12 protein-coding genes are annotated in these 13228 nt (G+C 62.5%); 1 reads left to right on the top strand and 11 read right to left on the bottom strand.

The window, feature by feature from the left end; genetic code table 11:
• Window positions 1-66: 66 nt before the first annotated feature.
• The 6 genes from LJE98_RS08135 to LJE98_RS08110 form a co-directional block, all read right to left on the bottom strand.
• A complete protein-coding gene (locus LJE98_RS08135; protein WP_229574653.1) occupies window positions 67-1491 on the bottom strand; it encodes a gamma-aminobutyraldehyde dehydrogenase in 1425 nt (474 codons plus the stop codon).
• A gap of 70 nt (window positions 1492-1561) precedes the next feature.
• Window positions 1562-2377, bottom strand: a complete 816-nt coding sequence (locus tag LJE98_RS08130) for an ABC transporter permease (protein ID WP_229574652.1) — start codon at window positions 2375-2377, stop codon at window positions 1562-1564.
• Window positions 2367-3317: an ABC transporter permease gene (locus LJE98_RS08125; protein ID WP_229574651.1), complete on the bottom strand. Its 951-nt coding sequence runs from the start codon at window positions 3315-3317 to the stop codon at window positions 2367-2369. The genes LJE98_RS08130 and LJE98_RS08125 overlap by 11 nt, the downstream gene beginning before the upstream one ends.
• Window positions 3314-4303: an ABC transporter ATP-binding protein gene (locus LJE98_RS08120; protein WP_229574650.1), complete on the bottom strand. Its 990-nt coding sequence runs from the start codon at window positions 4301-4303 to the stop codon at window positions 3314-3316. The genes LJE98_RS08125 and LJE98_RS08120 overlap by 4 nt, the downstream gene beginning before the upstream one ends.
• A 182-nt stretch (window positions 4304-4485) precedes the next feature.
• A complete protein-coding gene (locus tag LJE98_RS08115; protein ID WP_229574649.1) occupies window positions 4486-5643 on the bottom strand; it encodes an ABC transporter substrate-binding protein in 1158 nt (385 codons plus the stop codon).
• 168 nt (window positions 5644-5811) lie between these two features.
• Window positions 5812-6720, bottom strand: coding sequence for a LysR substrate-binding domain-containing protein (locus LJE98_RS08110; RefSeq protein WP_229574954.1), 909 nt, complete (start codon window positions 6718-6720; stop codon window positions 5812-5814).
• Between the two features lie 186 nt (window positions 6721-6906).
• On the opposite strand from LJE98_RS08110, the gene LJE98_RS08105 reads away from it, so the two are divergent.
• Window positions 6907-7803 carry a DMT family transporter gene (locus LJE98_RS08105; protein ID WP_229574648.1) on the top strand — a complete coding sequence of 299 codons (897 nt, stop codon included), beginning with the start codon at window positions 6907-6909 and terminating at the stop codon, window positions 7801-7803.
• Window positions 7804-7832: 29 nt separating this feature from the next.
• On the opposite strand, the gene arsA is transcribed toward LJE98_RS08105, so the two are convergent.
• The 5 genes from arsA to LJE98_RS08080 form a co-directional block, all read right to left on the bottom strand.
• A complete protein-coding gene (arsA, locus tag LJE98_RS08100; protein WP_229574953.1) occupies window positions 7833-9590 on the bottom strand; it encodes an arsenical pump-driving ATPase in 1758 nt (585 codons plus the stop codon).
• A gap of 90 nt (window positions 9591-9680) precedes the next feature.
• Window positions 9681-10541, bottom strand: coding sequence for a metal ABC transporter permease (locus LJE98_RS08095; RefSeq protein ID WP_229574647.1), 861 nt, complete (start codon window positions 10539-10541; stop codon window positions 9681-9683).
• The gene (locus tag LJE98_RS08090) at window positions 10538-11446 is read right to left on the bottom strand and encodes a metal ABC transporter permease (protein WP_229574646.1); all 909 of its coding nucleotides are present in this window, start codon (window positions 11444-11446) and stop codon (window positions 10538-10540) included. The genes LJE98_RS08095 and LJE98_RS08090 overlap by 4 nt, the downstream gene beginning before the upstream one ends.
• Window positions 11427-12314, bottom strand: coding sequence for a manganese/iron ABC transporter ATP-binding protein (locus LJE98_RS08085; protein ID WP_420710109.1), 888 nt, complete (start codon window positions 12312-12314; stop codon window positions 11427-11429). The genes LJE98_RS08090 and LJE98_RS08085 overlap by 20 nt, the downstream gene beginning before the upstream one ends.
• Window positions 12311-13204 (bottom strand): metal ABC transporter substrate-binding protein, encoded by an 894-nt coding sequence (locus tag LJE98_RS08080; RefSeq protein ID WP_229574645.1) that lies wholly within the window; start codon window positions 13202-13204, stop codon window positions 12311-12313. Before LJE98_RS08080 ends, LJE98_RS08085 begins: the two co-directional genes overlap by 4 nt.
• Window positions 13205-13228: the final 24 nt, after the last annotated feature.

Below are 13228 nucleotides of genomic sequence, written 5' to 3'. Positions count from 1 at the left end.
CCGTTGAAGGGCAGGATTTCGCAATCGGAAACCCCACCCTTCTCGCCCCGCAGGCCCCCACGGAACTTAGTGCGCGATCATCACATGGCGCACGGTCGTATAATCTTCCAGCGCATAGACCGACATGTCCTTGCCATAACCCGACTGCTTCATGCCGCCATGGGGCATTTCGTTGCAGAGCATGAAGTGGGTGTTGACCCAGGTGCAGCCATAGCGGAGCTTGGCGGCGGTCTGCATAGCGCGGGAGATGTCCTTGGTCCAGACGGAAGACGCAAGGCCGTAATCGCTATCATTGGCCCAGGCGACGGCCTGTTCGGCCTCGGTGAAGCGGGTCACGGAAACCACGGGACCGAAGACTTCGCGGCGAACGATCTCGTCGTCCTGGCTGGCGCCGGCGATGACGGTGGGCGTGTAGAAGAAACCCTTGTCGGAACCGAGCTTGCCGCCGGTGACGACCTCCATGTGCTTGTGTTCGGCAGCCCGTGTGACGAAGCTTTCGACGCGGTCGCGCTGACGCTTGGAGATCAGCGGCCCAATTTCGTTTTCGGCATCATCGGCCTGATTGAACTTGATCGTGGAGACGGCGCTCGCGAGATCGGCGACGAAACGGTCGTAGATCTTGTCGGCCGCATAGATACGGCAGGCAGCGGTGCAGTCCTGGCCGGCATTATAAAATCCGAAGGTGCGGATGGCCTGGACGACGGCATCGATATCGGCGTCGTCATGAACGATGACGGGCGCCTTGCCGCCGAGTTCGAGGTGGGTGCGCTTCACCGTCTTGGCGGCTGCCGTCATCACCTTCTTGCCGGTGGCGATATCGCCGGTGATCGACAGCATCTGGATTTTCGGGTTGTTGATCAGTGCATTGCCGACACTTTCGCCGCGGCCGAGTATGACATTGACCACGCCTTCCGGCAGGATGTCGGCCATGACCTTGGCGAGCTTCAGGGCCGTCAGTGGCGTCTGCTCGGAGGGCTTGAAGACGATGGTGTTGCCACCGGCAAGCGCGGGTGCCAGCTTCCAGGCCATCATCATCAACGGGTAGTTCCAGGGTGCGATCGAGCCGATGACGCCGACGGCATCTCGGCGGATCATCGAGGTAAAGCCAGGCAGGTATTCACCTGACACCGGCGCCTGCAAGGTGCGGATCGCGCCGGCGAAGAAGCGGTAGCAATCGACGATTGCCGGGATTTCATCGTTCAGGACGGCGTTGATCGGCTTGCCGCAGTTCAGGCTTTCGAGCGCGGCGAAACCGGCGGCATCCTTTTCGATCGCATCGGCAATGGCGAGCAGGTAACCGGCGCGCTGGGAGGGTGTCGTCTGCGACCATGAAACGAATGCGCCTTCGGCGGCATCGACGGCCGCCTCGACCTGGGCGAGCGAGGCTTCCGGGAGATCGACGATGGTGTCGCCGGTCTTGGGGTTCAGGATCTTTTCGTCCGTCTCTGTGCCGGCTTCGAACTTGGCGCCGATCAGCATCTGGGTGTCCATGTCGTTCTCCCTTTTATCAGACTTCAATTGCGAGACCGGGCGTTGGAAGCGGCTCGGTGCCGGTGGTTTATCATTTGCCGCTGCCCGCGATCTGGTCAGTATCGCGAGTCAGATAATAGGCGGCCAGGATCGGCAGGAAGGTGACAATCACGACGATCATCGCCACGACATTGGTGACGGGGCGCTGGCGTGGGCGGATCAGTTCTTCCAGCATCCAGATCGGCAGGGTCGATTGCTGGCCGGCGGTAAAGGTGGTGACGATGACCTCGTCGAAGGACAGGGCGAAAGCAAGCATGCCGCCGGCGAGAAGGGCTGTTGCAATGTTCGGCAGGATTACATGGCGGAAGGTCTGGAAGCCGTCGGCGCCGAGATCCATCGAGGCCTCGATCAGTGAACCGGAGGTGCGGCGAAAGCGGGCGACGGCGTTGTTGTAGACGACGACGACGCAGAAGGTCGCGTGGCCGAGGATGATCGTCCAGAAGGAGAAAGGGATATCCGCCAGCGAAAAGGCAGAGCGCAGCGCGATGCCTGTGATGATGCCGGGAAGCGCAATGGGCAGGATCACGAGCAGCGAGACCACTTCGCGGCCAAAGAACTTGGTGCGGGCGACGGCGGCGGCTGCGAGCGTGCCGAGTACCATGGCAATGACGGTGGCGATGCTCGCGACCTTCACCGAAAGCATCAACGCTTCCCAAATATCCGGGCGGTTCCAGGCGACGGCGAACCACTTCGTGGTGAAGCCCGGCGGCGGCCACTGGAAGCTCTTTTCCTCGGTGGTAAAGGCATAGACGAAAATCAGGAGGATCGGCAGGTGCAGGAAGGCGAGGCCGGCGCCGGCCGCGAGTTTCAGCGACAGGCCTGCGGACTGGGAGCGGTCAGAGCGCATCGAAGGCCCCCATGCGTTTGGCAATGGTGAGGTAAATGCCCATGATGACGATCGGAACGACCGAGAAGGCAGCGGCGAGCGGGATATTGCCGGCGGTCCCCTGCTGGGCATAGACAGCCTGGCCGATGAAGAGGCGCGAGGTGCCGACGATCTGCGGGATGATGTAATCGCCCATGGTCAGCGAGAAGGTGAAGATCGAGCCCGCGACAATGCCTGGCAGCGCCAGCGGAAAGAGCACATGGCGGAAGGTCTGGCGGGAATCTGCACCAAGATCGCCTGATGCTTCGATCAGGTTGCCCGGCACACGTTCCAGGGCTGCCTGGGTGGGCAGGATCATGAAGGGCAGCCAGACATAGACAAAGACGATGAAGGTGCCGAGATAGCTGATCGACAGCGAATTGCCGCCGATAACGGGGATGGCGAGCAGTCCGTCGAGCAGCCAGGTGAGGTGCAGCTTGGCGAAGATCCAGGTGAGGATGCCTTCCTTGGCGAGGATCAGCTTCCAGGCATAGACCTTGACGAGGTAGCTCGACCAGAGGGGCAGCATGATACCGAGATAGAAGACAGCCTTCCAGCGGCCCTTCGCATACCGCGCGGCGTAATAGGCGATGGGGAAGGCGATGACGGCAGAGGCGAGCGTCACGGCGGCCGACATCAGAAGCGTACGCAGGATGATGTCGAAATTGGCAGGGCGAAGGAGTTCGCCATAGGTCGAAAACGTGAATTCGTAGTTGATCAGCCCTGAAAACTCATCGATCGAGAAGAAGCTCTGCAACAGGAGTGCGAGCAGAGAGCCGACATAGATGATGCCGAGCCAGAGCAGGGGCGGCACCAGCATCAGGACCAGCAGCAGGTTGGGCCGCCGCCAGAGCTGATCCGAGAGCCGCGCCATCAGGCCCTGACGGCCATGGGTGATGGCGGTTGAGGAGATTGCCGTCATGTGCCGGCCTCCATGTAATGCAGGTCGGTAGGGAGCCAGGCAATGCGGATGCTTTCGCCAGCTTGCGGCGCGGACTGGCCGGCAGGCAGGGAGATCGTCAGGGCTGTCACCGCCGTTTCGACGAAGAGTTTGGTGGAGGCGCCAAGGAAGCTGGCCGAGCGGACGGTCGCCTCGACGCCGCCTTCAGAGACGATGCGGATGGCTTCAGGGCGCAAGCTTGTCCAGCGGGCCTCGCCACCCAGTGCCTTCATTGCGTCCGGTGCAATCACATTCGAGGAGCCGACGAAATCCGCAACAAAGCGGGTGCGGGGGCGGTTGTAGATTTCGTGTGGTGTGCCGGCCTGAATGATCCTGCCATCGTTGAAGACGGCGACGCGGTCGGCCATGGACAGGGCCTCGCCCTGGTCGTGGGTGACGAAGACGAAGGTGATGCCGAGCGAGCGCTGAAGGCTTTTCAGCTCCTCCTGCATCTGCTCGCGCAGCTTCAGGTCGAGCGCGCCGAGCGGCTCGTCGAGCAGGAGAACCTTCGGCTTGTTGACGAGGGCGCGGGCAAGGGCCACGCGCTGGCGCTGGCCACCCGAGAGCTGGCCGGGTTTTCGGGTGCCGTAGCCCGGGAGCTTGACCATGTCGAGCGCCTGTTCGGCCTCACGGTGGCGCTCGGCCCTGGCCACGCCCTTGACCATCAGGCCATAGGCAACATTGTCGAGGATGTTGAGATGCGGGAAGAGGGCATAGTCCTGGAAGACCGTGTTGACGTTGCGGCGATAGGGCGGCACGCCTTCGGCGGTTTCGCCGAAGATCTCGATATGGCCTGTCGTCGGTTGTTCGAAGCCGGCAATCAGGCGCAGGCAGGTCGTCTTACCCGAGCCGGAGGGGCCGAGCATGGCGAAGAACTCGCCGGGCTCGACGGTCAGGTCGACGGCATCGACGGCTTTCACGCTGCCGAAATGGCGCGAGACCTTCGAGAAGGAGACGGCTGCGGACATCAAGGGCTCCAGAATTTCCATGAGTGCCGGCAAAAGGCCAGCGTTGGTCTTCACCCTCCCCGTGAGGGGAGGGTCGGACCGAAGGTCCGGGCTGGGGTAACCACCAGCGTCACATCAGGCTGTTGATCACCCCGACCCGCGCGTTCCGCGCGACCTCCCCCCTTCAAGGGGGAGGCGGGATGTTACCGTCCGCCGATCACGCCGATATAGTCGGAGACCCAGCGGTGGTAGGGGACGCATTCGTCCTGGCTTTCGCATTTGGAGACCGGGGTCTTCCAGAACCTGATCTGCTCGAAGTTCTCAAAGCCATTGGTCTTGCAGCCGTCGTCGGTCAGCAGGGCATTGCCCTTGCAGGCGGCGGGAACCGAGGGAACCGTGCCGAACCAGGCGGAGACGTCGCCCTGGACCTTGGGCGAGAGCGAATGCTCCATCCACATATAGGCGCAGTTCGGGTGCTCGCTCTCGGCATGCAGCATGGTTGTGTCGGCCCAGCCGGTGACACCTTCCTTCGGGAAGACCGAGGCGATCGGCTGATCGGCCTTGAGGAGGTTGACCTGGAACGGCCAGGAGCCGGAAGCGACCACGCCTTCGTTCTTGAAGTCGTCGATCTGGATGAAGGCATCGTGCCAGTAGCGGCTGACGAGCTGGCGCTGGCCACGCAGCAGGTCAAGGGCCGCCTTGTACTGGTCTTCGTTCAGCTCGAAGGGATCCTTGATGCCGAGTTCCGGCTTGTGGAACATCAGGTAGTTGGCAGCGTCCGCCACATGGATCGGGCCGTCATAGGCCTGGACACGGCCCTTGTTCGACTGGCCGTCGGCGAGCGTCATTTCTTCAAAGACGACATTCCAGCTGTCGGGGGCTTTGTCGCCGAAAGCCTTGGTGTTGTACATGAGTACATTCGGGCCCCAGACATAGGGCGTGCCGTAGTGCACGCCGTCCTTGGTGTGCCAGGGAGCATTCTGCAGGCGCTCGTCGATCGTGCTCCAGGAGGGGATGAGGGCGGTGTTGATCGGCTGGACGCGCTTGCCGGCGACGAGGCGCAGCGAAGCATCGCCCGAGGCGGTCACGAGGTCGAAGCCGCCTTCGTTCATCAGGGCGACCATTTCATCCGAGGTGGCGGCGGTCTTCACCGAAACCATGCAGCCGGTCTTCTTCTCGAAATCGGTGACCCAGTCGAAATTCTTGTCGGTTTCGCCGCGCTCGATATAGCCGGCCCATGCGACGATGGAGAGGGCGCCTTCGCCCGGACCCAGTTCCTTCAGCGGCTCCTGTGCGACGGTAACGGTGGTCAAACTCAATACGGAGGCAAGGACGGTGCAGGATTTCAATAACGACTTCATCGTGAGGTCTCCCGGTTTGCGAGGGTCGCGTTTTCGCGGCCATTTGTTCCCACGAGAAAATTGCCGCGAATTTACCGCATTCGCAAATTCATTCGGCAGAATGGCGGTATCGGTTTTTCCGATGGCTGGGGCACTTCAGCCGGGTTCGTCACAATGGGGGTGAATACCTCACCTCACTCTTCCACTCCGGCTCGCCTCGGCAATGCCGACGAAATCCCGTGCCGATTGCGGCAGGCTGGAGCCCTTGCGCCAGACCATGCCGACCTGCACCACGGGAAGCGAGCCTGACACATCGCGGCTTTCGATGCGGTCGCCTTCCAGCGACCAGGGGCGGTAGACGAGGTCCGGCAGGAGGGCCACGCCGGCGCCGGTGGCGACGAGGCTGCGGACAGCTTCCACCGAGCGGGTGCGAAAGGCGACATGCGGGCGGGCGCCGAGCGCCGAGAGCAGCTTTCCGGTATTCTCCTCGATTTCGTCCACTGTCAGCATGATCAGCGGCTCCTTGGTGATGTCGGCAATCGAGATGATGTCGGCGGACACGAGCGGATGGCCGATGGGGAGCCAGAGGCGGTAGGGCGAGGTTTCCAGGATTTCGGCCTGCAGCGCCATGCGGTCGCGCAGGTTGGAGATCACCATGACGGCGACATCGAGTTCGCCGCCGATCAGCAGGTGTTCCAGATAGGAGCCGTTGTCCTCCAAGGCCGAGACTTCCACGCCTGGGCAGGCGCGGCGGTATCGTGCGAGCAGATCAGACAGCACGTAACCGGCGACGAGCGAGGTGACGCCGATGTTGAGCGTGCCGCCAGTGCTGTTCTGGGTCTCGGTGAAAACGTTTCGCGCATCGGAGACATCCGCGAGGATCTTCGTCGCGTGGCGGAGGAACTGGTGACCGTTATAGGTGATGGTCAGGCCGCGCGGATGGCGCTCGAAGAGTTCGACGCCGAGATCGCCCTCCAGTTCCTTGATCGCCTCGGTAACCGAGGACTGGGAAATCGACAGGTTCTGGGCAGCACGGGTCACCGATCCCTGTTCGGCGACGGCGACAAAATACTGCAACTGACGGAGGGTGAAGGCCATGGCCTTTTGAAGCACGGCACCCGTCCCGAGGCAAGGCGGTCGGCAGGCCGGTGGTGAAGAGGTTGTCAGGTTACTGGGCAGCTATGCAAAACTACACTGGTCAAAGTGTGTCGAGGGTGTAGGATCACCTTGCCCGCGCCGTTGGTTCGCCCACGGATCCCTCCTCGTGCAAAGCTTCCATTACCCATGAAATCGACGCCGCTCGGTTACCTCTTCACCTTCCTTGCCTTTTCCGTCTTCGCCACGCAGGACGGCCTGTCCAAACATTTGGGGGAAACGCACTCACCCGTGCAGGTGGCGATGGTGCGCTACTGGGCCTTTGTCGCCTTCGCAGTTGTTCTTGCTATGCGGTCGAACGGCGGATTGCAGGCAGCCGTCAATACCAAGCGGCCTTTTCTGCAGATCCTGCGCGGGCTCATGTTGTTTTCGCAGATCCTGATCTCGATCGTCGCCTTCACACAGGTGGGGCTTGCCCAGAGCCAGGCGATTTTTGCGGCCGGGCCGATTTTCGTGGCGCTTCTCTCCATGCCGATTCTCGGCGAAAAGGTCGGCTGGCGGCGATGGACGGCAATCCTGTTCGGCCTCGTGGGCGTGGTGATCATGCTGGCGCCCAGTGGCGACGGGTTCAATTCCTATATCTGGCTGCCGCTGGTCTGTGCCGTGCTGGGCGCGGTCTACGGGATTGCCACGCGGCTCGTCAGTCGTGACGACCAGCCGTCGACCAGCTTCTTCTACATTGCGATTGTCGGTTTCATCGGGTCGAGCCTGCTCGGCCCTTTTTTCTGGACGCCGTTTTCGCCCACCGGCTGGGGCTTGATGATCGGCCTCTGCTGTACCGCTATCATCGGGCATATGGCGCTCATCAAGGCGTATGAGGAACTGGATGCCGTGATCGTCCAGCCGATCTCCTACTGGCAGCTCGTGCTCGGAGCTATGATAGCGGTAACGGTGTTCGGCGAGGTCCTGCGGTGGAACACAGTGGTTGGCGCCGTCATCGTTGTCGGCGCCGGGCTGTTTACCGTCTGGCGGGAATGGGTCGTGTCGCGCCGCGCGCGGCGGGCGGAGGAAGTGGGGCGGGTCTGACTTGGTGGAGACTGACGCCAGAGCGCCCCTCAGTCATCCGAGACCTTTCGCAATTCGTCCAGCCCCACTGGTGCAACAGCCCGGAAATCCAGCCCGTAGACCCGGCTCGCGCAATCACGTTTGACCCTTTCGATCTGGGCCTTCTCTCCCCGGATGCGGGCGCGCAGAAGCGGATCGCGGGTGCCGGTGATTGCCATCGACTTGTTGATCACCCAGCCATAGGGCGCAATACCGGCACGGCGCAGATCGTCCTGCAAGGCCGATGCTTCCGAGACCGGTGTCGTCTCTGGCAGTGTAACGAGCAGCACCCGTGTAAAGGCGGGATCCTGCAGGCGCATCAGGGGGGTCACCATGCGTCCGGGGGCGGTGTCATCGAGATGGCGTGTCATCTGGCGGTGATAGGCGCCGGTTGCATCGAGCAGCAGCAGCGTGTGGCCGGTGGGCGCCGTGTCGATAACGACGAAGCTCGATCGGGCTTCACCAACGACGCGGGAGAAGGCGTGGAAGACGGCGACTTCCTCGGTGCAGGGCGAGGCAAGATCCTCACGGAGCAAGGCTTGGCCGGCGTCATCGAGATCGCGGCCCTTGGTCGACATGATCTTGTCGATGTAGCGGGCCGTCTCTGCCTCGGGATCGATGCGGTCAACGGTCAAGCCGGGCATGGCGCCTGCGCCGACAACGAAGGAGAGGTGGGCCGCCGGGTCTGTCGTGGTGAGGTGGACGGTGTGGCCACGGGCGGCGAGCCCGACGGCGACGGCGGCAGCGACAGTGGTCTTTCCGACGCCGCCCTTGCCCATGACCATGACGAGACCCTTGCCGCTTGCCGCGATTTCATCGACCAGCGTCGGCAGACCGGGAAGGTCGGTGATTTCAAAGATGTCGTCGGCGGGGTCAGCGGCAAGTTTGACGGCGGTGTCCGACAGGAGCCCGCGCAGGGCATCGAGCCCTACCATATCGAAGGGCTTGAGGGCAACCTCGTCGCGGGGGAGCGATGCCAGGGCAGGAGGGAGGTCCGCCAGCGCCTTGGTCTGTTCTGCCGCGAAGGCTTCGGCCACTTGATCATTCGGATCGGTCGGCGTGAAGCGCCCGTTGACGGCGAGCATCTGGTTGGAGAGGCCAAGCTCGGAGAGTTCTCCGGCGGTTCTGGCGGCCTCGCGTATCGCGCCGCGATCGGCGCGGGTCACGAGCACGATGGTTGTTCGGGCGGGATCACCGAGACATTCGAGCGCCGTGCGGAAGCGCTCCTCCTGCATCTTCAGTCCGGAATGCGGCCCAAGACAGGAGGCGCCACGTTCGTTGGCCTCGAGAAAACCGGTCCAGGCCTTGGGCAGGCTGAGGAGCCGCAGGGTGTGGCCGGTCGGGGCCGTGTCGAAGATGATGTGGTCGAAGCGGGGATCGTCATCGGCCAGCAGGCCGACAAATTCGTCGAAAGCGGCGATCTCTGTGGTGCAGGCGCCGGAGAGCTGTTCGCGCACGGTGGCCCGATCCTTGTCGGTGGTGTCCGGCCCCATCTGCCCGAGAACGCGTTGGCGATAGTCCTCTGCGGCCGCCTCGGGATCAATGTTCATGGCGAACAGACCCGGCACCGCTGGCACGGGGCCGGGAACGCTGCCCAGCGTCACGCCGAGCATTTCGTCGAGATTGGAGGCGGGATCGGTGCTGACGAGCAGGATCTTCAGGCCATGATCGGCGAGCGCAATTGCGGTTGCGCAGCTGAGCGAGGTTTTACCGACGCCACCCTTGCCGGTGAAAAACAAGTGGCGGGTGGGCTTCTGCAGCAGTTTCATCGTCGACATGGTCGTCCATCCTCGCATTGACGGGGCGAGCCTAGCCCGTCATTGCGCATGCCGACTTGATCCATGCCAAACGCTGAAAGATCAGGTCTCCACTTCGGCTGCCGCGATGCGGTTGACGCGCCGGGCTTGCCAGAGTGTGCGGAAGAAGGCGAGTATGAAGATACCGCTCATGATGAGCACGATCGTCGGAGCGGGAGCGCTGTCGATGAAGAAGCTCACATAGATCCCAGCCACAGAGGACGCGACCGCGACCGTCACGGCGGTGATCAGCATGGCCCCATAACGCTTTGTCAGCAGGAAGGCGATTGCGCCGGGGGCGACGAGCATCGCGACGGAGAGGATGATGCCGACAGCCTTCAGGGCGCCGACGACGACGAGCGAGAGCACGGCAAGCTGGCCGTAATGCAGCAGGCGCACCGAGAGGCCGATGGCCTGCGCATGCTGGGGATCGAAGGCGTGGACAAGCAGATCCTTGCGCAGGACGATCAGGAACAGCGTGGCGAGCAACGCGATCAGGCCTGTTTCGATCACGTCCCAGGGCAGGAGGCCGAGCATGTCGCCGAAGAGGATATGGTCGAGATGGACGGAGCTTTCGACCTGAACGTAGAGCACGAGGCCGAGGCCGAACATGCCGGAGAAGACGATGCCGAGCACGGTATCTTCCTTGATACGGCTGTTCTCCTTGATGAAGCCGGTCAGAAGCGCGCAGACGAGACCGGCGATGAAGGCCCCGATGGCGAGCGGGATGCCGGCGATGTAGGCGATGACGATGCCCGGCAGCACGGCATGGGAGACGGCGTCACCCATCAGCGACCAGCCCTTCAGAACCAGCAGGCAGGAGAGGAGGGCCATCGGGATCGCAATTAAAAGCGTGACGACAAAGGCCGACTGCATGAAGGGCAGCTGGAACGGCAGTATGGCGAGTTCAAGGGTTTCGCTCATGCCGGGCGCTCCTCACCGATGCGATGGTTCTCGGCCGTTTGAGGCATCGGCACGGGCTCCAGTGCTTCGCGGGCGCGGCTGCGGGCTGCGAGCATGCCGTGTTTGGGAGCAAAAAGGAAAGCTGCAAGAAAGATGACAGTCTGCAGGACGACGATGATGCCGCCTGTCGCGCCGTCGAGAAAGTAGCTTGCATAAGCGCCAATGAAGCTGGTGCCGGCTCCAATACCGAGCGCCATGAGGATGAGCCGCTGGAAGCGGTCGGTGAGCAGATAGGCAGTGGCGCCGGGTGTAACAACCATGGCTATGACGAGGAAGGCGCCGACCGTCTGCATGGCGGCGACGGTGGAGGCGGCGAGAAGGGTGAAGAAGATCACCTTCAGGCGCTCGGGCTTGAGGCCGATCGAGCGGGCATGGTTCTCGTCGAAGAAGGTGACCATCAGGTCCTTCCATTTCAGGGTCAGCACCAGCAGGCTGACGCCGCCGATCAGGATCAGCTGCAGCGTGTCGGCAGGCGTGATGGCAAGGATATTGCCGAGCACGATGGTCTTGATGTCGATCGAGACGGGCGAGATCGAGACCATGAAAAGGCCGAGACCAAAGAAGGAGGTGAAGATCAGGCCGATGATCGCGTCTTCCTTCAGCTTGGTGCGCTGGTTGAGGAAGAGGATGGCAAGCGCTGCCAGACCGCCGGAGAGGAAGGCGCCGAAGGCGAAGGGCAGACCGAACATGTAGGCGCCGGCAACGCCTGGCACGATGGCATGGGAGAGCGCATCACCGATCAGCGACCAGCCTTTCAGCATCAGATAGGCCGAGAGGAAGCCACAGACCCCGCCGACCAGCGCGCTGACCAGGATGGCGTTGCGCATGTAGTCATAGGTGAAGGGTTCAATCAGGGTCGCGAACATCGGCGGCTCCCTGTTTCGGCGTGCCATAGATGACGAAGGGGCGTTCGTCGTCGGTGATGACCTTCACCTCGCGGCCGTCTTCATCCTCGTGCAGGTCGGTGCCCGAGAGCACGAAGTGGCGCAGCGCGCCGCCGAATGCGGTCTGGAGGTTGTCTTCGGTGAAGATGTCCTCGGTCTTGCCCGAGGCGATGACCGTGCCCTTGACGAAGATGGTGCGGTCGCAGAAGTCGGGCACGCTGCCGAGGTTGTGGGTGGAGACCAGCATGACGCGCCCCTCGGCGCGCAGGTCCTTCATCAGGCCGATGATCTGATCCTCGGTGGTGACATCAACGCCGGTGAAGGGTTCGTCGAGCAGGATGACCTGTCCTTCCTGGGCGAGCGCGCGGGCCAGGAAGACGCGCTTGCGCTGGCCGCCGGAGAGTTCGCCGATCTGGCGTTTGCGGTAGTCGCTCATGCCGACGCGGGCAAGCGCCTCGTTGACCAGCTGGTGATCGCGTTTCGAGGGGATGCGCAGAAAATTCATGTGGCCGTAGCGGCCCATCATCACGACGTCTTCGACGAGGACGGGGAAGTTCCAGTCGACCTCTTCCGCCTGGGGTACGTAGGCGACGAGGTTCTTGCGCAGGGCTTCTCGTACGCTCATGCCGAGCACACGGATTTCGCCCGCGGCGACGGGCACAAAGCCCATGATCGCCTTGAACAGGGTGGATTTGCCGGCGCCGTTGACGCCGACCAGCGCAGTGATGGTTCCGGGCGGAATGGAAAAGCTCGCATGGCGAAGCGCCGTGTGGCCATTGCGATAGGTGACCGTCACATCTTCTGCGGCGATCCCTTCGCGGTTGCGTCTTGCGCCCGAACCCATAATCATCCGGCAAATCCCTTCACGATGGTCGAAACCGTCACCTTCAGGAGATCCAGATAGGTCGGGACCAGACCGTCCGCCTCGCTCAGCGAGTCCACATAGAGGACGCCGCCATAGCGGGCGCCGGTTTCGGCCGCGACCTGTCTGGCCGGTTTGTCGGAGACAGTGCTTTCCGAGAATACGACGGGGATCTTGTTTTCGATCACCTGGTCGACCACCGCCTTAACCTGCTGGGGCGTGCCCTGGCTGTCGGCATTGATCGGCCAGAGATAGAGTTCCTTCATGCCGAGGTCGCGGGCGAGATAGGAGAAAGCGCCTTCGCTGGTCACGAGGAAGCGCTCGTCCTCCGGGATCCTGGCGATTTCGGCCTTCATCGGTTCGATTTCGGCGCTGATCTGCTGCGAATAGGTGCGGGCATTGGCCTCGTAGATCGCCGCGTTGGCGGGGTCGAGATCTGTCAGCGCCTTGCGGATGTTCTCGACATAGACGAGTGCATTTGCCGGTGACATCCAGGCATGCGGATTGGGCTTGCCTTCATAGGCGCCGCCGGCAATGCCCATCGGCTCGACGCCGTCGCTTACGGTCACGGTCGGAACATCGCCGAGATTGACGAGGAACTTTTCGAACCAGGCTTCGAGGTTCAATCCATTGCGCAGGACGAGATCGGCGTCTCGGGCCTTCAATATGTCGCGCGGTGTCGGCTGATAGCCGTGAATTTCGGCGCCGGGCTTGGTGATGCTTTCAATGGTCGCGGCATCGCCTGCGACATTCCGGGCGATATCTGCAATCACGGTGAAGGTCGTGACGACCTTGGGTTTGTCGTCGGCAAAGGCCACCCCCGGCAGCAGGAGCGCCAGGGCGAATAGACGGCAGGCTAGCTTCGACACCATGTTCATTCCTGTTCTTGCAAGTCATTCGCA

The sequence above is a fragment of the Rhizobium sp. 'Codium 1' genome (assembly GCF_020889605.1).
GTDB lineage: Bacteria > Pseudomonadota > Alphaproteobacteria > Rhizobiales > Rhizobiaceae > Allorhizobium > Allorhizobium algae.
The sequence above is the reverse complement of the archived record's forward strand: the minus strand, read 5'-3'. Positions and strand labels throughout refer to the sequence as shown.